The organism is Candidatus Marivariicella framensis, assembly GCF_982709265.1.
In genome coordinates this window covers 39,360-62,909 of sequence record NZ_CEXPNT010000009.1, presented here as the reverse complement: position 1 = coordinate 62,909, position 23,550 = coordinate 39,360, and the positions used below count along the sequence as shown (strand labels likewise).

At 28.6% G+C, this 23,550-nt stretch carries 27 protein-coding genes; 9 read left to right on the top strand and 18 right to left on the bottom strand.

Annotated elements, in window-relative coordinates; translation table 11 throughout:
* Nucleotides 1-67 precede the first annotated feature (67 nt).
* On the bottom strand, nt 68-1,390 hold the full coding sequence (locus AC34EU_RS04800; protein ID WP_487533912.1) for an MFS transporter: 1,323 nt from the start codon (nt 1,388-1,390) through the stop codon (nt 68-70).
* Between the two features lie 100 nt (nt 1,391-1,490).
* On the opposite strand from AC34EU_RS04800, the gene msrB (AC34EU_RS04795) reads away from it, so the two are divergent.
* From msrB (AC34EU_RS04795) to AC34EU_RS04775, 5 genes are all read left to right on the top strand, one after another.
* Nucleotides 1,491-2,024 (top strand): peptide-methionine (R)-S-oxide reductase MsrB, encoded by a 534-nt coding sequence (gene msrB / locus AC34EU_RS04795; RefSeq protein ID WP_487533913.1) that lies wholly within the window; start codon nt 1,491-1,493, stop codon nt 2,022-2,024.
* Entirely contained in the window at nt 2,021-2,434 is a 414-nt protein-coding gene (gene msrB, locus AC34EU_RS04790) for a peptide-methionine (R)-S-oxide reductase MsrB (protein WP_487533914.1), read from the top strand. Before msrB (AC34EU_RS04795) ends, msrB (AC34EU_RS04790) begins: the two co-directional genes overlap by 4 nt.
* A gap of 39 nt (nt 2,435-2,473) precedes the next feature.
* Nucleotides 2,474-2,596: a hypothetical protein gene (locus AC34EU_RS04785; RefSeq protein WP_487533915.1), complete on the top strand. Its 123-nt coding sequence runs from the start codon at nt 2,474-2,476 to the stop codon at nt 2,594-2,596.
* Nucleotides 2,593-3,984, top strand: coding sequence for a dihydrolipoyl dehydrogenase (gene lpdA / locus AC34EU_RS04780; RefSeq protein WP_487533916.1), 1,392 nt, complete (start codon nt 2,593-2,595; stop codon nt 3,982-3,984). Before AC34EU_RS04785 ends, lpdA begins: the two co-directional genes overlap by 4 nt.
* A 69-nt stretch (nt 3,985-4,053) precedes the next feature.
* A complete protein-coding gene (locus AC34EU_RS04775; RefSeq protein ID WP_489696087.1) occupies nt 4,054-4,215 on the top strand; it encodes a hypothetical protein in 162 nt (53 codons plus the stop codon).
* Here the strand turns inward: AC34EU_RS04775 and aroQ are convergent.
* The gene (aroQ, locus tag AC34EU_RS04770; protein ID WP_487533918.1) at nt 4,202-4,633 is read right to left on the bottom strand and encodes a type II 3-dehydroquinate dehydratase; all 432 of its coding nucleotides are present in this window, start codon (nt 4,631-4,633) and stop codon (nt 4,202-4,204) included. The two genes, AC34EU_RS04775 and aroQ, sit on opposite strands and share 14 nt — an antisense overlap.
* Before the next feature lie 69 nt (nt 4,634-4,702).
* Between aroQ and xerD the strand changes: the two genes are divergently transcribed.
* Nucleotides 4,703-5,602, top strand: coding sequence for a site-specific tyrosine recombinase XerD (xerD, locus tag AC34EU_RS04765; RefSeq protein WP_487533919.1), 900 nt, complete (start codon nt 4,703-4,705; stop codon nt 5,600-5,602).
* Here the strand turns inward: xerD and AC34EU_RS04760 are convergent.
* The 15 genes from AC34EU_RS04760 to AC34EU_RS04690 form a co-directional block, all read right to left on the bottom strand.
* A complete protein-coding gene (locus AC34EU_RS04760; protein ID WP_489696086.1) occupies nt 5,599-6,297 on the bottom strand; it encodes a response regulator transcription factor in 699 nt (232 codons plus the stop codon). The genes xerD and AC34EU_RS04760 overlap by 4 nt on opposite strands.
* Before the next feature lie 15 nt (nt 6,298-6,312).
* The gene (locus tag AC34EU_RS04755; protein ID WP_487533921.1) at nt 6,313-7,893 is read right to left on the bottom strand and encodes a sensor histidine kinase; all 1,581 of its coding nucleotides are present in this window, start codon (nt 7,891-7,893) and stop codon (nt 6,313-6,315) included.
* Nucleotides 7,894-7,955: 62 nt separating this feature from the next.
* Entirely contained in the window at nt 7,956-8,552 is a 597-nt protein-coding gene (gene coaE / locus AC34EU_RS04750; RefSeq protein ID WP_487533922.1) for a dephospho-CoA kinase, read from the bottom strand.
* A complete protein-coding gene (locus tag AC34EU_RS04745; protein ID WP_487533923.1) occupies nt 8,549-9,505 on the bottom strand; it encodes a CdaR family protein in 957 nt (318 codons plus the stop codon). Before AC34EU_RS04745 ends, coaE begins: the two co-directional genes overlap by 4 nt.
* A gap of 15 nt (nt 9,506-9,520) precedes the next feature.
* Nucleotides 9,521-10,330 carry an enoyl-ACP reductase FabI gene (locus tag AC34EU_RS04740; RefSeq protein ID WP_487533924.1) on the bottom strand — a complete coding sequence of 270 codons (810 nt, stop codon included), beginning with the start codon at nt 10,328-10,330 and terminating at the stop codon, nt 9,521-9,523.
* 26 nt (nt 10,331-10,356) lie between these two features.
* Nucleotides 10,357-12,009: a DNA repair protein RecN gene (locus tag AC34EU_RS04735; RefSeq protein ID WP_487533925.1), complete on the bottom strand. Its 1,653-nt coding sequence runs from the start codon at nt 12,007-12,009 to the stop codon at nt 10,357-10,359.
* 50 nt (nt 12,010-12,059) lie between these two features.
* Nucleotides 12,060-12,950: a type IX secretion system protein PorD gene (porD, locus tag AC34EU_RS04730; RefSeq protein ID WP_487533926.1), complete on the bottom strand. Its 891-nt coding sequence runs from the start codon at nt 12,948-12,950 to the stop codon at nt 12,060-12,062.
* Nucleotides 12,943-14,151 carry a bifunctional phosphopantothenoylcysteine decarboxylase/phosphopantothenate--cysteine ligase CoaBC gene (coaBC, locus tag AC34EU_RS04725; RefSeq protein ID WP_487533927.1) on the bottom strand — a complete coding sequence of 403 codons (1,209 nt, stop codon included), beginning with the start codon at nt 14,149-14,151 and terminating at the stop codon, nt 12,943-12,945. The genes porD and coaBC overlap by 8 nt, the downstream gene beginning before the upstream one ends.
* 1 nt (nt 14,152) lies before the next feature.
* Complete coding sequence (locus AC34EU_RS04720) at nt 14,153-14,482, bottom strand: DNA-directed RNA polymerase subunit omega (protein WP_487533928.1); 330 nt, start codon at nt 14,480-14,482, stop codon at nt 14,153-14,155.
* 4 nt (nt 14,483-14,486) lie between these two features.
* Nucleotides 14,487-15,308 carry an outer membrane protein assembly factor BamD gene (locus AC34EU_RS04715; protein WP_487533929.1) on the bottom strand — a complete coding sequence of 274 codons (822 nt, stop codon included), beginning with the start codon at nt 15,306-15,308 and terminating at the stop codon, nt 14,487-14,489.
* Nucleotides 15,309-15,372: 64 nt separating this feature from the next.
* Nucleotides 15,373-16,248, bottom strand: a complete 876-nt coding sequence (gene dapA, locus AC34EU_RS04710; RefSeq protein ID WP_487533930.1) for a 4-hydroxy-tetrahydrodipicolinate synthase — start codon at nt 16,246-16,248, stop codon at nt 15,373-15,375.
* Entirely contained in the window at nt 16,248-16,775 is a 528-nt protein-coding gene (locus AC34EU_RS04705; protein ID WP_487533931.1) for a DUF6913 domain-containing protein, read from the bottom strand. The genes dapA and AC34EU_RS04705 overlap by 1 nt, the downstream gene beginning before the upstream one ends.
* Nucleotides 16,768-18,777, bottom strand: coding sequence for an NAD-dependent DNA ligase LigA (ligA, locus tag AC34EU_RS04700; RefSeq protein WP_487533932.1), 2,010 nt, complete (start codon nt 18,775-18,777; stop codon nt 16,768-16,770). Before ligA ends, AC34EU_RS04705 begins: the two co-directional genes overlap by 8 nt.
* A complete protein-coding gene (gene prmC, locus AC34EU_RS04695; protein WP_487533933.1) occupies nt 18,774-19,616 on the bottom strand; it encodes a peptide chain release factor N(5)-glutamine methyltransferase in 843 nt (280 codons plus the stop codon). Before prmC ends, ligA begins: the two co-directional genes overlap by 4 nt.
* Nucleotides 19,613-20,092: a GNAT family N-acetyltransferase gene (locus tag AC34EU_RS04690; RefSeq protein ID WP_489696085.1), complete on the bottom strand. Its 480-nt coding sequence runs from the start codon at nt 20,090-20,092 to the stop codon at nt 19,613-19,615. Before AC34EU_RS04690 ends, prmC begins: the two co-directional genes overlap by 4 nt.
* Nucleotides 20,093-20,147: 55 nt before the next feature.
* Here AC34EU_RS04690 and ribD point away from each other — a divergent pair, with 55 nt between their 5' ends.
* Nucleotides 20,148-21,197 carry a bifunctional diaminohydroxyphosphoribosylaminopyrimidine deaminase/5-amino-6-(5-phosphoribosylamino)uracil reductase RibD gene (gene ribD, locus AC34EU_RS04685; RefSeq protein WP_487533935.1) on the top strand — a complete coding sequence of 350 codons (1,050 nt, stop codon included), beginning with the start codon at nt 20,148-20,150 and terminating at the stop codon, nt 21,195-21,197.
* Here the strand turns inward: ribD and AC34EU_RS04680 are convergent.
* Nucleotides 21,176-21,574, bottom strand: a complete 399-nt coding sequence (locus tag AC34EU_RS04680) for an acyl-CoA thioesterase (protein ID WP_487533936.1) — start codon at nt 21,572-21,574, stop codon at nt 21,176-21,178. The two genes, ribD and AC34EU_RS04680, sit on opposite strands and share 22 nt — an antisense overlap.
* 190 nt (nt 21,575-21,764) lie before the next feature.
* Here AC34EU_RS04680 and dnaA point away from each other — a divergent pair, with 190 nt between their 5' ends.
* Together dnaA and AC34EU_RS04670 are read left to right on the top strand one after the other, a co-directional pair.
* Nucleotides 21,765-23,192, top strand: a complete 1,428-nt coding sequence (gene dnaA / locus AC34EU_RS04675; protein WP_487533937.1) for a chromosomal replication initiator protein DnaA — start codon at nt 21,765-21,767, stop codon at nt 23,190-23,192.
* Nucleotides 23,189-23,395: an arsenate reductase/protein-tyrosine-phosphatase family protein gene (locus tag AC34EU_RS04670; RefSeq protein WP_489696090.1), complete on the top strand. Its 207-nt coding sequence runs from the start codon at nt 23,189-23,191 to the stop codon at nt 23,393-23,395. The genes dnaA and AC34EU_RS04670 overlap by 4 nt, the downstream gene beginning before the upstream one ends.
* The last annotated feature ends 155 nt before the right edge of the window (nt 23,396-23,550 follow it).

Below are 23,550 nucleotides of genomic sequence, written 5' to 3'. Positions count from 1 at the left end.
CTTATTAAATACAATTTCAATAGTTGTGCCAAGAACTTAAATAAAAAAATTTTTATATAATTTAAAATTAATCTTGAAGCTTGGGAACTCGAAGAAGAAGGATAACTCCAGCAATAAAAAATAGTGCAAAAAACAATATACTATTTCTCATGCTCCCAGTTATTTGGTCAACAGCTCCAAACATTATCATTCCAATTATTATAGCAACTTTTTCAGTTACTGAATAAAAACTAAAAAAAGATGCAGTGTCTTTTGTGGATGGAATATACTTTGAATAAGTGGCTCTTGAAAGTGATTGTAACCCACCCATAACCATACCCACAAAACCAGCTATCAAATAAAAATCAGCAGGAGTATGGATATAAAAAGCTCTAATACAAAGAAGTGCCCAAATTATATTAATAACAATTAAAACAGGAAGGTTTCCGAAACGTTCAGATGCTCTTGCTGTAATTATTGCACCAAATATTGCAACAATTTGAATTAATAATATACTAACAATTAATCCTATAGTTTTTTCGGTAGAATTAGCCCATTGAATCTCTGCTTCGCCAAAATAAGTAGCAATTAATAAAACAGTCTGAAGAGACATGCTATAAAGAAAAAAAGCAATTAAAAACCGCTTTAACCTTAAATTGTCCATTAGTTGATCTAAAACTATTTTCAACTCTTTGAATCCATTCCAAAAAACATCTTTACTTATTTTATTACTGTGATTACCCTTTGGAAGGTAAAAAAATGAAATTTGACTAAAAAGAGCCCACCAAATTCCTACAGAAATAAAAGAATATTTCATTGCAATCATTGAAGCTTCAGTTTTTGTTCCAGTTATCCCGTAAAAGTCTGGATTCATAACCATAGATAGGTTAAAGAGCAATAAAATAACACTACCTATGTAACCCATCGAATATCCTCTAGCACTAGCTCTGTTTTGTTGACCAGGATAAGCTATATCAGGCAAGTATGAATTGTAAAAAGTTACACTTGTCCAAAAACCAATCAAAGTCAAAAAATAAAAGGTTAAACCTAAGTATATCGTGTTTAGATCAAACCAATACAATCCGATGCATGAAATTGATCCTAAAAAAACAAAAAACCTCATAAATTTCTTCTTGTCACCAATATAATCAGCAACGCCAGAAAGAATAGGGGTAATAACTGAAATTACTATGAATGCAAAAGCTGTAATAAAGCTAATCATAGCTGAATACTTTATTTGAGATCCGAAAAAACTTATGGTTTTAATCTCACTAAATAAAGAGCCGTAATATATTGGAAAAATTGCTGAAGAAATCACAAGAGAGTAGGCTGAATTAGCCCAGTCATATGAAGCCCAGGCGTTTATAAGTTTCTTACTTCCTTTTTCTAACGGAATTGTTTTTGAAAACATTTTTTGTTAGTTAATTTCTCACAAAGTAATGTTTTAAAATTAAAGAAATAGTTTTAAATTTTAGGTTTAGTTTTCTAAAATTAGAAAATAAATAAATTAAATGATTGAAAAAATTACTATAAAGATTAGTTTTGAAAAAAAAGTTTTGAAAAAATATTTTGTTCTTTTTGTATTAATTATTGGAGTTAGCTGTAACTCTCAAACAGCTACTAAAAAAAGTAATGATTCTTCAATTGTCAAATATAAAATTGATAAAACGGATGAACAATGGAAAGATGAATTAACCTCACTCCAATATTTCGTTCTAAGACAATCTGGAACAGAAAGAGCGTTTTCAGGAAAGCACGATAAAAATTATGATAATGGATTATATATTTGTGCCGCATGTAAAGCCCCTTTATATGAATCAAATTATAAATACGATTCAAAATCTGGTTGGCCAAGCTTTGATAGAGGAATAAAAAAAAACATAGAGTTTGATGTTGATTATAAGCTAGGTTATCCAAGATCAGAACTAAAATGTTCATCATGTGGAGGTCACCTAGGCCATCTTTTTAATGATGGTCCTAAAAAAACTACCGGTAAAAGACACTGTATAAACTCAGCGGCACTAACCTTTATTCCAAATAAATGATCAATAAAAAGTATTCCTTTGAAAGAAGTAATGAAGATTGGAAAAAAATACTATCTCCTGAAGAGTATAAAATAATGCGAGAAAAAGGCACTGAAAATCCTTTTAGTGGAAAATACAATACTCATTTTGAGAAGGGAGTTTATCTATGTAAAAGCTGTAAACAAGAATTATATAAAAGTAAATCTAAATTCGAAAGTGGGTGTGGTTGGCCAAGCTATGATAGTTCTTTGCCTGACTCAATAGAGTATATAAAAGACACAACACATGGTATGATTCGAACTGAAATCCTTTGTTCGACTTGCGGATCACATCAAGGTCATGTTTTTGAAGATGGTCCAACAAATTCAGGAAAAAGGTACTGTGTTAATTCTGCAAGTATAGAATTTAAACCTGATTCAAAGCTCAAGTAAAAGAAACTATTTTTAAGTACATTTGTTTAAAATTATTTTATGGAAGCTATAGGTGTTATTGGATTTGTTTTTGGTTTAGGTGCTCTGAGTATGGTAATACAATTAAAGGCAACTGTGGAAGGCTTAAAAAATGATATTGAAAAAATAAAAAATAAAACATGAAATCATACGATATAATCGTATTAGGTAGTGGTCCTGGAGGTTATGTAACTGCGATTAGAGCTTCTCAGCTTGGTTTTAAAACTGCTATTGTAGAAAAAGAAAGTCTTGGAGGAGTATGTTTAAACTGGGGTTGTATACCAACAAAAGCTCTAATTAAATCTGCACAAGTTTTTGACTATTTAAAACATGCTAAGGACTATGGGTTAATTATCAAAGACTATGATAAAGATTTTAATGCTGTTGTAAATAGAAGTCGAAATGTTGCATCTGGCATGAGTAAAGGTGTGAGTTTTTTAATGAAAAAGAATAAAATTGATGTAATTGAAGGTTATGGAAAGATAAATACAGGAAAAAAAGTTTCTGTAGAGAAAAAAAACGGGGAAACTATTAATTTACAGGGTAATCATATAATAATTGCTACTGGTGCCAAATCTAGAGTTCTTCCTGCCCTACCTCAGGATGGAAAAAAAATAATTGGGTATAGACAAGCAATGACATTAAAAACACAGCCAAAAAAAATAATAATAGTTGGATCAGGAGCTATCGGAATTGAATTTGCTTATTTTTATAATGCCATGGGTTCAGAAGTTACTATTGTTGAATACTTAGATAGAATTGTTCCTGTTGAAGATGAAGAAATATCGAAAGCTTTGGAAGTAAATTTTAAAAAAAATGGAATAAAAATATTAACTAGCTCAGAATTAATTAAAGCTGACACAAAAGGCAAGCTTGTAAGTGCAACTATTAAAAATGGAAAAGAAGAACAAGTTTTAAAAGCAGATATTATTCTATCAGCAGTTGGAATTAAATCTAATATTGAAAATATCGGTCTAGAAGATGTTGGAATAGTTACAGATAAAGATAAGATTTTGGTTGATGATTTTTATCAAACAAACATACCAGATCATTATGCAATTGGAGATATAACTAAAGGACAAGCCCTTGCACATGTTGCCTCTGCAGAAGGAATACTATGTGTTGAAAAAATTGCTGGTCAAAATGTTGAACCTTTAGATTACGGAAATATTCCTGGATGTACTTATTCTTATCCAGAAATTGCATCAGTTGGTTTAACTGAAGCCCAAGCCAGGGATAAAGGACATGAAATTAAGGTTGGAAAATTTCCTTTCTCAGCATCTGGAAAAGCTCAAGCAAGTGGTAGCACTGAGGGATTTGTAAAAGTCATTTTTGATGCTAAATATGGTGAATGGTTAGGATGCCATATGATTGGTGCTGGAGTGACTGATATGATAGCTGAAGCTGTTTTGGCGAGAAAACTTGAAACTACTGGTCACGAAGTACTAAAAACAGTCCATCCCCATCCAACTATGAGTGAGGCAGTAATGGAATCTGTAGCAGCAGCTTATGGAGAAGTTATTCACCTTTAGTAAGGTTTTAAATACAACCTATAAATGGAATTAATAATACTTTTCATAATTACATTTATAATGTCAACTATGATTTTTTATAAAATTTCAATAAAATATTTTAAAGAGACAACAATTGATAAAATGTGGAAAATATGGGGAATAAGATCTTCGTATTGGGAAGGACTTCTTATAATTAGCTTTGCAATCAGTAGTACTGTTGTTTTTATTACTAAAGCTATTTTGTTTTAACTTGATTTATTAGACTTAATATTCCTAGTCTATAGCTATCTATTCCAAAACCTATAATCAATCCCTTAGCAACAGGAGTTATGAATGACTGATGTCTGAAATCTTCTCTTGAAAAAGTATTTGAAATATGTATTTCAATAACTGGTGTGTCAATTGCTTTAATTGCATCTCCTATAGCAACTGAGGTGTGAGTATATGCAGCTGCATTTAATAATACAGAATCACTTGAAAAACCAACTTTTTGAAGCTGATCAATGATTTCTCCTTCAATATTAGATTGAAAATAATCGAATTCTATATTAGAAAACTCTTTTTTTAAGGATTTTAAATATTCCTCAAAAGTTACAGAACCATAGATATTTGGTTCTCTTTTACCTAATAAGTTTAAATTAGGACCATTAATAATTGAGATTTTCATTGAATTCCTTTTTACAAAAATACTACATTTAACTTTCTTTACTAAACCCATTAATTTTAAATAAATTTAATGATCTGGAAATCAGCAATAAAAAACTATAAGAGCTATCTTAAGATTGAAAGAGGTTTGTCAAGTAATTCTATAATAAATTATCTATTTGATATAGATGCTTTTATAGAATATTATGAGATAGATATAGATAAAAAAAAACCTGAAAACATAAAAAGCGATGAAATACAAGCCTTCATATATGAGGAGGCTAAATATAAAAGCTCTCACTCCATGGCAAGAAGAATTTCTGGATTAAAAAGTTTTTTTAATTATTTGAATTTTGAAAATATTAGAAAAGATGATCCTACAGATTTAATCGAAACTCCAAAATTAGGAAGAAAATTACCTGAAGTTTTATCTGTACTTGAGGTTGAAAAATTATTATCTACAATAAGTGTTTCTGAACCACAAGGTCATAGAAATATTGCAATAGCAGAAACACTTTATGGATCTGGACTGAGAGTAAGCGAGCTAGTTAACTTAACAATATCAAGTTTGTTTTTTAAAGAAAATATTATAAAGGTAATAGGAAAAGGTAATAAACAAAGACTTGTGCCCCTGGGAGAATATGCGAAAAGATGTATTGAGGTTTATTTAAAAAAACACAGGTCTATTGGGAAAATTCACCCATTACATTCTGATGTTTTGTTCTTGAATAGGAATGGAAAACAACTAACAAGAGCCATGATTTTTACTTTAATTAAAAAATACGGTAAGCAAGCTCAAATTAATAAAACTATTAGCCCTCACACTTTAAGACACTCTTTTGCAACTCACTTGCTTGAAAATGGAGCAGATTTAAGAACTATACAAGTTATGATGGGACATGAAAGTATAACAACAACTGAAATTTATACACATATGGATACTAAATATTTAAAATCAGTGATGAAAAATTTCCATCCTAGAAAAAATTAATCTTTAACTAACAAACGAAAACCTTCACCATGAATATTAACAATTTCAATTTTAGAGTCACTTCTTAAATATTTTCTAAGTTTTGCTATATAAACATCCATACTTCTTGAAGTAAAATAGTTGTCATCTCTCCAAATTTTATTTAAAGCAACTTCTCTGGGCATTAAATCATTTAAGTATAGAACTAAGAGTCTTAGTAATTGATTTTCTTTAGGCGATAATTTAATATTATTATGATCTTTGAAAGATAATAATCTAAGTTTTGAATTAAAATGAAAATCGCTTATTGTAAATTGAAATTCTTCCGAATTAGGGGTGTCTACAACTTTTTGTCTATTTAAAATTGCTTTGATTTTTGCTAAGAGGACATCAGAATCAAAAGGTTTTGACAAATAATCGTCTCCGCCTACTTTAAAGCCTTTTAAAACATCCTCTTTAAGAGTTTTAGCCGTTAAGAATATTATAGGGACCTGGCTACTTTTCTCTCTTATCTCTTTAGCTAAAGTAAACCCATCTTTATATGGCATCATAACGTCAAGAATACATAAGTCAAAATTATCTTTTTTAAATTTCTCAAAACCTTCAATTCCGTTTTTAGCAAGTGAAATTTTATAGCTATTCAAAGAAAGGTAATCTCTTAAAACACTTCCAAAGTTTGGGTCATCCTCAACAATTAAAATTTTTTTGTTTTCCATTTTTTGTTTTTTATTTTAAATCAAGGGAATAGATATTTCAAATGTTGTACCAATCCCTTTTTTACTTTTAAGATTTATTTGCCCTTGATGAACCTGAATGATTTTTTTGACATAAGTTAAACCAAGTCCATGACCTTTGATGTCATGAATGTTTCCCGTTTGGACTCTATAAAACTTTTGAAAAATTAATTTTTGTGAATTTAAATCCATCCCTATTCCGTTATCCTTAATAGTTATCATTATTATTTTTTTATCAATAAAGCTATTTATTTTAATCAATGGAGAATTTGTTGAATATTTAATGGCATTATCTAGAATATTAACAAATACATTAGTTAAATGATTAATGTTTCCATAAATAATGTTCAAATCAGAATTTAAATTAATATCAATTTTACCATTTCTACTTTTTATTATAAGAGAAACATGACTAATAGCATTTCTTATAACTTCATTAATGTTAATTTCTTTTTTTTCAATTTGAAGGGTTCCTCTTTCTAATTGAGAAATTCTTAAAACATCTTCGACTTGTTTTAACATTCTATTATTTTCTTCTTTAATCATTTTTGTGTATTCCTGAATTTTTTTTGGCTTATTTATTGTTTTTACATTTAATATTGAATCAATTGCTAAACCTATTGTTGCTATTGGAGTTTTGAATTCATGAGACATATTATTAATGAAATCAGTTTTCATTACAGCAATTTTCTTTTGTTGTATTATTTGATACAATGCACTAAATGAAACTAAAACAATAAATAAAGTTAGTATTATAGACAGTCCTGCTACTCCAATTAAAGATGAAAGAACAAAATTTTCTTTTTTGGGGAAAAATACAACTAACTCATAAGGACTTTTACCTATGTCATCAACTAATATTGGAGTTGCATAACGAGGACCTTTATCTTCTTCCGAATAGCTATTTAATTTAACTCTAGTAGCCAATTTATTATTATAAACGCCAAACTCAAAAGGAGTTTTTATATTTTTATCATTGAGACCTTTATTTAACAAAAGTAAAATCTCTTGAGTGCTAACTCTTTTATGTATAGGTAAGTTTGCCATGTATTGCATAAATATAGATCTGTATTTTGCAACTTCAAAAGGGTTTCTTCTTTCAACTGATTTTAATTTTGAAACCGAAGTTATCATGTTATTTTCGCGACCAAAGACGTCGTTACTTATTATAGCTGTTGTATTTACATTTTTGTAATCAGATAAATTAGCTAGTTGCGCAAATCTAGGATCAAGACTCGAACCATCAATATTATAATCTTCTTGTAAGATTCCATATGCAAAAAAAGTTGACAAGCTAGTTGTGTTTTCTTCAGGAAGGAACAAAAAAACATCTGTAAAATTTGAATCATCTGGTTTACCAACAGAATCAATTAAGCGTTCATAAGCCAAAATATAATCATTAAGCTCTCTATTTTGAACTTCAAGAGATACAGACTCAAGCACTTGATTGACGGCTAAAGAGAATGCCTCCTCCTTGTTGTTCCAGGATGTTTTAATCCAATAAGCTTGAACTGCAATTACTCCAATTATTGAGAGCAACATCAGTGAAACTAAAACTATAAAGTAATCTTTCTTCAAATTAATTCAGATATTATTTACAAAAGTCACTAAAAAAATAGAAATTATATCCTAATGTATTGTTAATCTAAAATATTAAATTGATTTTTTATTTCAATTAACAACTTTTCAAGTAATAAAACTGTTTTACTCCATTCTATATTTGGAATTATTTTATTTGCTAATAAAGATTTTTTTTCATCAGACCATTGATTAGAAATTCTTAATTTAACTTGATCTATATTAATTAAATCTCTTTTAACAACTCTTTCAATCCTTATTTTAACTGGTGCTGTTATTAAAATAGTATAATCACATGAAAGATGGCTCTCTGATTCAAATAAAATAGCAGACTCTTTAAATATTATTGAAGATTTATTATTATTTGTGTATTTAATAAAATCATTAGCAACAACTGGATGAATAATTGAATTTAATAATTTGAGATTCTCTGGATTATTAAAAACTTTATTTGATAAAGCTTTGGAGTCTAATTTGTCAAAACAATATATTTCATCACCAAAACATTTTTTTATTTCACTTTTAAGCTTTAAATCTGTATTAACTAAAACTTTAGCTTGTTTATCTGAATTATAACAAGGAATGCCTTTGTTATGAAAAAAAGTTAAAACCTTAGATTTTCCACTTCCTATCCCACCCGTTAAGCCAATAATTTTCATTTTTTAATGAGGTAAGAGATTGTCTTGGGAATCCAGCGAACATTTCTAGAAAACTCAGGAGTATTAATTAGATCAATCGGAACGCTTTCAAACTTTCCGCTCTCAGTTGATAAATAATCAAAAACTAGTTCAAAATTTTCTTTTTTAACTTTTTCAATTAAATCAATTGGAAAAGAAGCTGTAAGTTTTACTTTTTCAGGAAATAATTTAATTTCTATACTATCAGGTACATTAATTAAATTTATAAAAATTTCAAAATCTTTTTCTGTAAATCTTTTGATTGATTCTTGAAAAAGAACTTTATTAGGTCTTATTTTAACAAGTGAATCTTTGTTTTCAAGAGATACAATCGTTTTTATGTTATTTGATATGTTTTCTTTTTTAATAAGGATAGTGCTTATGAAATTTAGATTATTAATAATTGATTCTGGACCTGAAACATAAACAGAATCTGGCTCGACTCTAGCATCATTCATATTATTATATCCTAAAGAATAAATGAAATCTGTATTAACACTAACCTTTACTTTTTTGTTTGTAAGTTTAGAATAATTGAAAAATAATCGATCATTTTCAAAACTAAGAAAGCTTCCTGATATTTGATCATCAAGTGATCTTCTTTGAGATGTTAAATCTAGTATTCCTTTTGATTCTTTAAAATTTGCAAGTGAAATGTCAACTTTTATTTTTTTTGGAATTAATCTGTAAAGAAGTAATTGAAACCCCGAAGTGTTTATATAACCTTCGATGATCTTATAACTTGACTCAACAACTATTAAATCTGGAGTATTAACATATTTAACATCAAAAAAAACAAGTGCAGAATAATTTTTAGAAAACTTCGTGATACCCCAAAACAAAAAAGAGATTAAAATAAAAATTAAGAACACCTTGGTTTTTTGTTTTCTAGCTAAAGGGTTTGATAAACTATTTTTAAAAATATTAAGGTCCATTAAATAACATTTTAATCAATCAAGAGAGTCTATAATGTCTTGACTTACTCCCACATTTGAAAAACCTCCATCATGAAATAAATTTTGTAATGTGACTTTCTTAGAGTAATCAGAAAACATCATTACAGTGTATTTAGCACAATCCTCAGCAGATGCATTACCTAATGGTGACATCTTCTCAGCATATTTCAAAAACCCTTCTAACCCCTTCACGCCTTCTCCTGCTTTAGTTAATGTTGGTGATTGAGAAATAGTATTTACTCTAACTTTTTTTTCCTTTCCAAAAAAATATCCAAAACTACGGGCTATAGATTCTAAATATGCTTTATTATCAGCCATATCATTATAATTCGGAAAAGTTCTCTGAGCAGCTATATAAGTCAATGCTATAATACTTCCCCATTCATTCATTGCATTCATTTTAAATAAGGTTTGCATAAGTTTATGAAAGGATACTGCTGATATATCCCAACCTTTAGTCATCCAGTCGTGATTTAAATCAGTGTAATGTTTGCCTTTTCTTACATTAACAGACATTCCAATTGAGTGAAGAACAAAGTCTATTTTTCCCCCAAAATGACTAATTGATTTTTTAATTAAATTTTCAAGATCCGATATAGAAGTTGCGTCAGCTGATATTAAGGGAGCATTTATTTTTTCAGCAAGCTCATTTACAGTTCCCATTCTAAGAGCAACAGGAGCGTTTGTTAGCACAATTTCACCACCTGCCTCTATAATAGCTTCAGCAGTCTTCCATGCAATTGAATTTTGATCTAAAGCACCAAAAACAATTCCTTTCTTTCCTTCTAAAATTTTATAAGACATATTAAAATTATTTATCTAAAGATAGATTAATCTAGTAACTCCCGGGCATGTTCTTGCGCACTGATTGTCATTTTCTTTCCGGAAAGCATTAAAGCAATTTCATCTTCCCTTTCCATTCTGTTTAACTCTTTTAGATTAGTAATAGTCTCAGATTTAATAGTTTGTTTAAAAACTTTAATATGATTCTTACCTCTAGCCGCTACTTGAGGTATATGAGTAATTGTAAAAACTTGAGTTGATTTAGACATATCCTTCATTAACATTCCAATTTCATTAGCAACAGAGCCTGATACGCCAGCATCTATCTCGTCAAAAATTATTGTAGGAAGATTGTGAAACTTAGAAGTCAAGTATTTAATTGAAAGCATAATTCTTGACAGTTCTCCTCCTGATGCAGTTTTTTTTAATGGCTTGTGATTTGACCCCATATTAGAAGAAAATAAAAGTTCTAATTTTTCTTTTCCAAATTCATTGAATTCATTAACCTCGATTAAATTCAATTTAAAACTAGCATTTTTCATTCCTAGCTTTAAAACAAGGGATTTTAATTCATTCTCAATCTTAGGAATTGCCTTAATCCTATTACTATGAATTTTTTTGGAAAAAATTAACAACGATTCTTTTTTAAGATCAATTAGTTTTTTTATTTCATTGATTTTTTTTGATAATGAATTTGAATCAAAAAATACTGTGGCTAAACTGTTTTTTATCACGATTAAGTCCTCTATTGTTGAAACATTATGTTTTTTTAAAATTAAATATAAGTTGTCTAGTTCTAAGTTCTTTTCATTTAATAATTCCGGGTTAGGCTCTAAAGAAGTCAAGTGACTTTCAAAGTCATTTAAAATATCTCTTAACTCTGTATACAAAGAGTCAATCCTATAATTATAATCTTTGAATTTTAGCGAAAACTTTTCAATTGATTTAATGTTATGTAAAATATCAGATAACCTACTTAGTATACCATCTTCATCTGAATTAATTGATTCAACAGATGAAGAGAGTTTGTTCTCTATTAAATTAATATTACTTAATTCAGCTACTTCTGCTTCTATTCTACTTAAAGTATTAGTTTCTAAATTTAAAGTTTCTAACTCGTTAAACAAAAACTTTTGATAATCTAATTCTTTTGAACCAACTTCTTTACTATTCAAGAGCTTTTTGAATAATGTAATTAATGAATTGTATTCTAGAAACTGAATTCTAAAATTCTTCATATTATGAATATTATTAGATAATGAGTCTAGAAATTTAAACTGAAAATAATTTGAAAAAAGTGTCTGGGTTTCATTTTGAGAATGAATATCAATTAAACTAGTGCTAATTTTATTTAATACATCAAGGTTAACTGGAGTATCATTTATAAAAGCTCTTGATTTTCCAGATGGAATTAATTCTCTTCTTAAAATAGTTTCTTTATCATAGTCTATATTTTCAGAATCAAAAAAATCTTTCAAATTATAAAGGGAAATATCAAATGAAGCTTCAATAATACATTTTTTTGCAGAGTTTTTTAAACAACTTAGATCTGCACGCTTCCCTAAAACTAAAGACAAAGCACCTAGGATTATAGATTTACCTGCACCTGTTTCGCCTGTAACTGAGGTCATTCCACTTGAAAATGAAACCTTCAAAGTGTCGATTATTGCAAAGTTTGATATAAAAAGTTTTTTTAACAAAACAAAAAATTATACTTTAAATATATGTTAGATAATGAGTAAATTAAAATTTAGCTCTTTATTTCCTTCCATTTATTATTAAAAAAAGGTGCAACCCTTCTCAATAATTGCTTTGTAGCATCTAACTCAATCTTAATGCCATCAGAAAAAATATTAACTATTTCTTGAGATTTAGCATCGAAAAACAATTGAATTAAAAAGGAATTAGGACGACGTTTATTTAATTCACTTAAATTTGATAGGCTATTAGCAATATTAGTTTTAGCTGTAAATTGATCTGAAGTCATTAAGTCAAGTCCTTTTCTATGATATTGATAATTGGTAGTCCTAAATTCTTTAAAAGCATTGGAAAGAATTGAATCAACTAACCAGTATCTGTTTTTTCTATTACCTGTAGAAATCCAACCATCATTTTTACTTTGTTGAGCCAAATTTGATATTTTTTGAGCATATGAATAAAACAGTTGACCTCCCTGGAGCTTAAAAGTGTCTGAATCTAAACCAATAATCATGTACGCATAAAAACTTAAAATAGAAATTAAATTTGAATCATATTTATTTGAATTATAAAATAGAGGTTGAAACTCTTGATATGAAAAACTTATATCAATGTCTTGAAAATTTAAAATCGGACTATTGTAATTAGAAGCATAAATTGGTCTTTGAGATTGAACCTGAAGGGTGCCTTCAAAATTATTGTCGCTATACCTTGTAAGGTTTAAAATTAAACTACAATTAATTCTCTCTTCTGAATTCCATTTCTGAGACGTCCATACTTGGGAATTCATAAACTCCTGAATTGATTTTTGGAGAGTGGAAAATACTTGTTGGTTAGTTTGGTTAACTAAATCAGAATTAACAACTACTTCACATCTAAGCTCTTGAGTAAAAACACTAACTGAAAAAATAGATAAAACACAAAAAGAAAAAAATCTATTCATTTATATTAATAATTTCATTAAATATGTCAGCTGCCACATCTGATTTGCTTTTTAATTTGAAGGGTTTTGAAGTACCATTTTTTTTAATAAAGGTTATTTTATTTGTATCAAACCCAAAACCTGTTGCTTTATCATTTAAAGAATTTAAAATAATTGCATCAAGATTTTTAGTTTTTAACTTCTCACGAGCATTATTTATTTCATCATTAGACTCTAACGCAAATCCAACTAAGAGTTGATCTTTCTTTATTCTGCCCATTTCAAACAATATGTCTTTTGTTGGAATTAAATTAATCTTACTTAATTTGTCTTCTTTTTTAATTTTTGATGATAATTTGTTTTTTGGAGTAAAATCAGCTACTGCAGCAGCAGCTATTACAATTGTGGATTCTTCAAAATTAGAAATAGCTTGTTCAAACATTTCAGAGGCAGTAACAACCTTGATTAAGTCACCTTCAAAACTTTCTAGATCAAGGCTATTTGGGCCCATTATTAATTTAACCTTTCCTCCTAACCTAATAGCTTCTTTGGCTAACTCGTAACCCATTTTTCCAGATGAGTAATTTCCAATATAACGAACTGGGTCAATAGGTTCAAAAGTTGGACCGGCTGTAATAAGAATTTTTTTTCCTGATAATGGTTTTGATCCATTGAAATAAGAAATCACATTCTTTAATAGCTGTTCAGGTTCTATCATTCTCCCCTTACCGTGCAAGCCACTTGCTAAAAACCCTTCACCAACAGGAAGAATGATATTTCCGTATGAAGATAATTTTTTAATATTTTTTTTTGTTGCTGGATGGTTATACATGTCTAAATCCATAGCCGGCGCAATTAAAACAGGACAAGATGCAGATAAATATGTGGCAATAAGTAAATTGTTACATTTAGCATTTGCCATAGAAGACAAACTGTTTGAGGTTGCGGGTGCAATAAGAAAAATGTCTGCCCAATTACCTAGTTCGACATGATTATTCCATTGAGGATTATCATGTTCTTCATTAGTGAAATTTGATAAAACAGGGTTTTGAGAGAGAACTTGAAGTGTTAAAGGTGAAACAAAGTCTTTTGCTGAACTCGTTAAAATTACACGAATATCTGCACCAGCTTTTTTTAAAAGTCTAACTAAAATAGGTATTTTATATGCTGCTATACCTCCCGTAACCCCTAAAAGGATTTTTTTGGATTCTAGCGACAACATACTAAACTGACGGTTCGTCTGTATTACGATAATAAATATTATCATTTAACCATTCCTCAACAGCAATAGCATGAGGCTTAGGCAGTCTTTCGTAAAAACGAGAAACTTCAATCTGCTCTTTATTTTCAAAAATCTCCTCTAAACTATCATTATGGGTAGCAAACTCCTCTAATTTTTCATGTAATTCTTTTTTAATATCAAGGTTTATTTGAGATGATCTTTTTGCAATAATTGATAAAGCTTCGTAGATGTTTTCAGTAACTGATTCAATTGATTCTCTATTATAGGTCTTTGAAGTTAATGCTGCTTTAGAATTTCTATATTTAGTCATAATTTTATTTAGTTGTTTTATTTTGAATTGACTTCAAAATATCATTTATATTATTGTGTTTTTGATTTAAATCTTCTTCATAAATTGTCTCAGGGTAGTAACGAAAGATATTGTCATAAAGAACTATCAAATCATTTAAACGCTCTTCTTGTTTGTTTATAACGCTGTTAATTGCTATTTCATATGTAGCTAAAAACTCATAATACATAGCACCTTCTCTATATGATGTTCCAGGATATTCCGCAATGAAATTGTCTAGTGATCTAATTGCAGACTTGTAGTCTCTAATTGTATAATATTGTTTTGAAACTTCAAAGTCTTTTTTCTCTAATTTAGTTTGAAGTTCTACTACTAAAACATTCGCCTCACTTAAGTACTCTGATTTAGGAAACTTATTAATAAATATTTGGAATTTCTCAAGTGCTGTTTTAGTATCATCTTGATCTAAACTATATTCAGGAGACAAATGATAATAGGATTTTGCTTCTAAAAAAAGTGCCTGTTGTATTCTCCCACTTTTTGGATATGATTTTGTAAAGTCTTCAAACTTGTATGCAGACAGCAAATAACTCTTAGTTTGAAAATAAGAATCTGCAAGAAAGAAAATTACTCTTTCTGCTTGAGGCTTACCTCTGTATTTCGGTTCAATTTGATCAAGAAGTCGATTAGCTCTTCTATACTCACCCTCATTATAATATTTTTCGGCAGCACGGTACTTTTCAGTAATATCTTCACTATTTAATATTTTCTGATAATCATTACAACCAAAAAAAGTAAATACTGAAATTAGAAAACTATATTTTATATGTTTTTTTAGACTAATCATTATGCGAAATTAACAAAACTCTAGTTATAAAAGAATAAAAAGAAAATCTAATATATGTTTAATTTTAGGTTAAAGAATTTAATTGAAACTTAATTGCTTCAAGTAAGTTAAATGATACTGGCACGAGAGGAAGCCTTAAATTATTCTCACAAACACCTAATTCACTCATTAAAGCCTTAATTCCAGATGGACTTCCCTCCTCAAAAATTAAACTCATAAGCATTCTTAATTCATTATGCTTTTGTAAGGCATATCTTGTTTCGTTATTGAGGGCATGCTTAACCACTTCATTTATTTTAGATGGGAAAGCATTGCCTATAACCGAAACAACTCCTACGGCGCCTTTTAAGATAGAATCAACAGCTGTAATATCATCTCCAGAAACAATTTGAAAATTATTTGGAGAAAAATGCAATAATTCATCAATTTGATTATTGCTACTGTTAGCTTCTTTAATTCCAATAATATTATTATGCTTTTTTAATAATTGAAATACAGTGCTTGGTTTTATGTTTGAACCTGTTCTTGAAGGAACATTATAAATTACTACTGGAATTGAACATTTGGTTGATATTTGACTAAAATGCTCAAATAACCCAATTTGACTTGGTGAATTATAGTAGGGACATACAGATAAAACCGATTGAAAGCTTGAAAGTTTGAATTTGTTTAATTTATGAGATATGGACAACGTATCATTTCCTCCAACTCCAATTACCAGAGGAAGTCTATTATTATTTATTCTAACTGTAAATTCAGAGATTTCAATTTGTTCTAAAATAGATAAAGTAGAAATCTCAGATGTCGTCCCGAGAATAACTAAATAATCAACATTAGATGAAATAAGTTTATTTAGATGTTTTTCAAGAGCAAAAAAATCAATACATCCCTTTTTATCAAAAGGTGTAATAACAGCAACACCATGACCTTGTAAATTCATTATTTAGATATTATTTTTAAATATTTAGACAGCTCAACACTAAATACTTTAACATTTTGTGGGCTAAAATCAAAAACTATGTCATTTAATTCATTATCAACAGGAGTAAAGCCAATTGAAAAATCATGTTTTACCTTAAGACTTAATAATTTCATAATAACATTATCTTTTTGATAAACATTAATTAACACGTCATATTTTCGATCAAAAAACAAATTATAATCTTTGTTAATTTTACCTATAAAATTAATATCATTATCATCAATTCTTATATGGCTTGAACAATCATGAAGAATGAATGATTTATACCATAAAAAACTTATGTTTTGATCAGAAGTTGAAAAAACATCAGTTAAAAAATTGAAATCATTTATCTTCATGTTCAAACTTGAATCAATAATAACAGCAATTGAAAATGGTTTATTGAAAAGTTTAATAAACTTTTTTTTAGGTTTACTTTTTAATACTCTTTTGTAAACTAAATTAAGAATAAAATTTTTTGTATAATTTTTAACTAAATTAATCATTAATCATTTGGATAAATTGTGTTTCATTTATAATTGGAATATTGAGAATTTGAGCTTTTTGTAATTTGGAAGGCCCCATGTTTTTTCCAGCAATAATATAACTTGTTTTATTAGAAATACTAGAAACAATTTGTCCGTCATTTTCAATTACAAACTGCTTTAGTTGATCACGAGTAAAATCTTTAAAAACTCCAGAAACTATAAACTTATATCCGTTAAGTTTTTTTGAATTAAGTTTTTGTTTTTTAGAACTTGAATTAAACTGAAGCCCAGAATTTCTTAACCTCTTGATAAGATTTAATTTTTTATCACTTTTAAAATAATTAATTATGCTTTCTGCAATTCTCTCACCTATTTCATCAATTAAAATCAACTCATCAAAAGAGGAGTTCTTTAATTCATCAATACTATTTATTGAGGTTGTTATTTTTTTCGCAACAGTGTTTCCGACAAAACGAATGCCTAGACCAAACAAAACTTTATTAAATGGTTGTTTTTTTGATTTTTCTAACCCTTTCAAAATATTAGAGGTAGCTTTCTCAGCCATCCTATCAAGAGGAAGAAGATCTCGCTCAGTCAAATCATACAAATCTGCAATTGATTTAATTAACCCTGACTCAAACAATAACAGAATTGTTTCTCCCCCAAGCCCCTCAACATCCATTGCATTTCTAGAAATAAAATGCTGAATAGAACCAATGATTTGTTGTTTACAACTATCTGAGTTTAAACAATAATGATTTGCCTCTCCGTCTTCTCTAACTAGAGGCGTTTTACAATCTGGACAATTTTTAATAAAGGAAATTTTTGAAGATTCTTTAACTCTTCGACCCTTATCAACTCCAATAATTTTTGGAATAATTTCTCCACCTTTTTCAACTTTCACAAAATCACCTATCCTAATGTTTAACTTTTCAATTTGATCGGCATTATGCAAAGAAGCACGTTTAACAATTGTTCCGGATATTAGAATTGGCTCTAGCTCTGCAACTGGTGTAACTGATCCTGTCCTTCCAACTTGATAACTAACTCCATTAAGTCTAGTTGTAATTTGTTCAGCTTTAAACTTGTAAGCTATAGCCCATCTTGGATATTTAGAAGTATAACCCAACTGATTTTGAAGATCAATATCATTAACTTTTATAACTACACCGTCTATTTCGTAAGGTAATTCATGACGGACTTTATTCCATTTTTCTAGAAAAACAAAAATAGAATCTAAATCATCAGCGAGTGTTGCTTCTTCTGAAACATTAAAACCCCATAATCTAGCTTTTGAAAGAGATTGAAACTGTGAAGAAAATTCATTTTGTTTTGATATTACACTATATAAAAAGCAAATTAATTTTCTTTTTGCAACAACTCTACTGTCCTGAATTTTTAATGATCCTGAAGCAGTATTTCTTGGATTCATAAAAGAAGGTAAACCTTGTAATTCTCGAAGTTTATTCAATTCTTTAAATACTTTTTTAGGCATTAGTATTTCGCCTCTAATTTCAAAAAATTTAGGATAATCTCCATTTAAAACTAGTGGTATTGTGTTGATGGTTCTTACATTATTAATTATGTCATCTCCTTGAACTCCATCTCCTCTTGTCAAGGCTTGAATTAAAATTCCATTTTGATATGTTAAACTAATAGAAGCGCCATCATATTTTAATTCACAGGCATAATTTAACGGAATATCATCTCCTAATATTTTTTTAACCTTAGTTATCCAACTTTTCACTTCTTCTCTGGAGTAAGTGTTGTCGAGTGAATACATAGGATAACTATGTTTTTTTGTGTCGAAACTTTTTGAAACACTTCCACCTACTCTTTTGGTTGGCGAATTTGGATCATCAAGTTCCGGGTAGAGATTTTCAAGAAATTCTAGTCTTTTTAATTTTTGATCAAAATCAAAATCAGATATAACTGGACTGTCTTTTATATAATAAAGATAATTATCATGATGAATTTCTTCTCTAAGGGTAAATATTTGGTTTTTAATCTCTTTGTTCATTTTTTTTCTGAACTTAACATTCTTTTTTTTTTGAAAAAATCGTTTCTAACTTCAATGTTTGAGAAATTTGAATTTGACAATAAACTTTCAATATCATTAATATAGTTTGGATTTATTTCAAAAAAAAGTTTTCCACCCTTTCTTAGGCTTTTTTTTGCAAAATCAATACAATACCTATAATAACAAACCGGGTCATTAATTGGAGTGAAAAGAGCAAGATGCGGCTCGTGACTTAGAACTCTGGGTTGCATATTTTTTTTTTCATCAGGGTAAATATAAGGAGGGTTAGATACAATAATATCAATAGATGAATTTTCTGATTTAATTTTTTTTAAATCCTCAACTATCCAATTAATATCTAAATTTAATTTTTTAGCATTTTTTACAGCAATTAAAATTGCTTTCTTTGATATATCTAATCCTGTAATATTTAAAGTTGGATTGTGTTTTTTTAAACCCAAAGCAATGCATCCACTTCCAGTACATAAATCAAAAATGTTTTGTCCATTTTTACAAGATTTCAAAATCCAATTAACCAACTCCTCAGTTTCGGGTCTTGGTATTAAAACATTTGGATCAACATAAACTTCAAAATCTAAAAATGGCGAGTTTCCAATAACATATTGTAAAGGACAGTCATCCTGAATCAATAATAAGGCATTGTTTAATTTCATCTCTTGTTTAGAAGATAAATCCATTTGTGGATTCAGTCCAACCACGGTTGATTCTAATTTAAAAAAAGAGTTTAAAAGCTTTTTGTAAATGAAATCAATTTCATTTAATTCTAACTTAGAGCTAAGAGCTTCTCTATAAAGGTTTCGAAATTGAATTATATTCATTTAAAGTGTTTTATCATCCATGTATCACAGTTTACATGACCTGTTTTACCTATTGGCTTAGCAATGTATTTAAATCCTTTTTTAAGATAAAGTTTTTGTGCAGCTTTCATAAAACTCATGGTTTCAATATAACATGAATTAAAATCATTTTCCTTAGCATGATATAAACACTTATCAATTATCATTTCACCCCAACCTTTACCTCTTGCATTATTTAAAAAATACATTTTCTGTAATTCACATACTGAATAATTAAAGTGACTCAAAGGGTTTATTCCAGCACCTCCAAGTATTTTTCCATTATCTTCAATAATAAAATATTTTGATCTAGACCCACTAAAGGAATCACTCAGGAAATTTAATTCTGGATCACTGAATGCAGTTCCAGTTTTAGGAGCTTTCATTTCAGTAATTACATCTCTTATTATCAGGGCTATTTGAATATTATCTTGATGATTAATTTCTCGAATTGTCATTCAATCAAATTTTAATTTAATTTTATGACGTCAAAATTACACAAACAACAACAAAATGCTATCGAACGAAGAGTTATTAATGAAAAGATGCATATATCTAGCAAAAAAAGGCTTGGGGAGCACGTCTCCCAATCCAATGGTTGGAGCAGTTATTGTTTGTGATAATAAAATCATAGGAGAAGGATTTCATAAAAATTTTGGTGAAAATCATGCTGAAGTTGAGGCTATTAATAGTGTAAAAAATAAAAAACTACTAGAAAAATCTACATTATATGTAAATCTTGAGCCATGCAACCACTATGGAAAAACTCCGCCTTGTAGTGAACTAATAATTAAAAAAAAGATTCCAAGTGTAATCATTGGAACCAGCGATCCAAATCCAAAAGTTTCTGGCTTGGGAATTCAAAAATTAAAAAACAATAATATAAATGTCAAAGTAGGAGTATTAGAAGATGAATGCGACAAACTAAATAAAAGATTTTTTTGTTATCATAAAAATAAAAGGCCATATATAATTTTAAAATGGGCACAGTCAGAAGATGGCTTCATTTCTCCAGTTAATCAAAAAAAAGGTGAAATATTTTGGATTACATCAACTGAATCAAGACAAATCACTCATAAGTGGCGATCTGAAGAAGATACAATAGCGGTAGGGATAAATACAATTTATAAAGACAATCCAGAATTAACTACTCGATATTGGAATGGTAAATCTCCAACTCCAATAATAATAGATCCAAATAACAGAATTAAACCTAATTCAAAAGTCCTAAAAAAACATAATAAAATATATCACTTTATTGATAAAAAAATCAAAATAAATAATAAACACAGCATACATATAAACTTTAAAAAAAGTATTCATGAACTTTTAAATAATCTTCACGAAAACAAAGTCAACTCAATATTAGTTGAAGGAGGGAGAAAAACAATTCAAAAATTTATTGATTATAATTTCTGGGATGAAGCAAGATGTTTTGTCGGGAAAAAGAAAATTTTTGACGGAATCAAAGCTCCTGAAATAAAAAATAAAGAGTGGATCAAAAAAACTATTTCTACTGACTTACTATATAGTGTAATAAATTATTCTCCAAACAAATTATAAAGAAAACTTGGACATCTAACTGGCTTTTGAGTTTTTGAATTTAAGAAGGCTAGTCTTGTTGTGCCTTTACATATCAATTCTTTATTTTGATTATAAACAATATAGTTAAAATCTAATGAAGCTTTAGGGATTTGGCTTAGTTGTATTTGAATAACTAATAGGTCATCAAAAAAAGAAGGTTTAATATGTATTAGCGAAGATGAAACAACGGGCATTACGATACCATCAGCTTCCATCTTTTTATAAGAAATTCCCAAATCCCTTAGCCAAGAAATTCTTGCCTTTTCAAAAAATCTTAAATAATTGGAATGATGCATAAATCCCATTTGATCAGTATCAGAATAATCAACACGAAAAGGTTTGGACAAATATTTCATTTATTTAACAAAAATCATATATTATGTTTGTTTTTAAGGTTAAATTATAAAAGCTATAATGTCTATAAAAAAATTTTAATAGTCAATAGTAAATTGTGTTTTTTTTTAAAAAAATTTAAACAATATTTGTCTTAGCTGATTTGTTAGTTAAAAAAATAATAATTATAATATTTATATATTAATTCAATAGATGGATTCTATTAAAAATGAAGTTTGGAGTAAATGTTTGTCTTTCATAAAAGATAACATCCAGCCTCAAGCATTCAAAACATGGTTTGAGCCAATTGAAGCGGTTAAGCTAGCTAATAATGTATTAAGTATTCAAGTTCCAAGTAAGTTTTTTTATGAGTGGCTAGAAGAACATTATGTAAGTCTTTTGAAGTCGGTACTTGTTCAACAACTAGGTCCAGATGCTCGTTTAGTTTATGTCATTAAAATGGAAAACACTTTTGGAAACAAACAACCTTTCACTGAGAGCATTCCAAGTAATCATAGAGACTCAATAAAGCCACAAGACGTTTCAGCACCTATGACATCAAGAAGTCATGAATTGAAGAATCCTTTTATAATTCCAGGTATTCGAAACTTACAAATTGAATCACAGCTAAATCCAAATTATAATTTTGATAATTTTTTAGAAGGAGATGCTAATAGACTGGCTAGATCTGCCGGATTAGCAGTGTCAAATAAACCCGGAGGAACCTCTTTCAATCCTTTATTAATATTTGGAGGTGTTGGTCTAGGTAAGACTCATTTAGTTCATGCTATTGGAGTTGAAATTAAAGATAAATACCCTGAGAAAACTGTTTTATATATTTCTGCTGAAAAATTCACTCAACAGTATATTGAGTCAGTTAAGAAAAATTCAAGGAATGATTTTATTCATTTTTATCAAGTAATTGATATTTTAATTATTGATGATGTCCAATTTTTGAGTGGAAAGTCAGGAACACAAGATGTTTTCTTTCATATATTTAATCATCTTCATCAGAATGGAAAACAAGTTATTCTAACATCAGACAAAGCTCCGGTTGACATGCAAGATATCGAGCAAAGGTTACTTTCTAGATTCAAGTGGGGCTTATCAGCTGAATTACAATCTCCAGATTTTGAAACACGAGTATCCATAATTAAAAATAAATTATTCAGAGATGGTGTTAATATTGAAGATAATATAATAGAATATGTTGCTAAAAATATTAAAACAAATATTCGTGAATTAGAAGGAGCTATAATTTCTTTGATTGCTCAATCATCCTTTAATAAAATGGAAATTACTATTCAATTAGCCCAAGAAATCGTAAATAAATTTGTTAAAAACACAAAACGTGAGGTTTCTATTGATTATATTCAAAAGGTAGTGTCAGAATATTTCCAAATGGACGTTTCAACTCTTCAGTCAAAAACAAGAAAGCGTCACATTGTCCAAGCTAGACAATTAGCAATGTATTTTGCAAAAAAATTCACAAAAGCATCATTAGCCAGTATAGGTTCTCAGATAGGAAAACGTGATCATGCCACCGTACTCCATGCATGTAAAACAGTAGATAATCTAAGCTTTACAGACAAGCAATTCAGAAAGTATGTTGAAGACCTAAATCAAAAACTCACAATATAACTTTCAAGACTAATCCGACTCTTATTTTAATCGTTTGTCTGGGGAATATTTATAGACCTCCCTTAGCTGAGGGAATACTTAAAAAATATCTTCACAAAAAAAACTTTATTATTGATTCTGCTGGAACATCCTCTTATCATGCTGGAGATATACCTGATCAAAGAAGTATTGATATTGCAAAAAAAAATAATATAAATATATAAGTTAAGGCAGTTTACAAAAAATTATTTTAAAAGTGTATGACCATATTTATGTAATGGATAAGAAAAACCTTAAGGATGTTTTGTTTATTTCAGACATTACTGGATCCTAATCGAGGATTAAACTTCTTATGAAGAAAAGTGATACACCTGACACA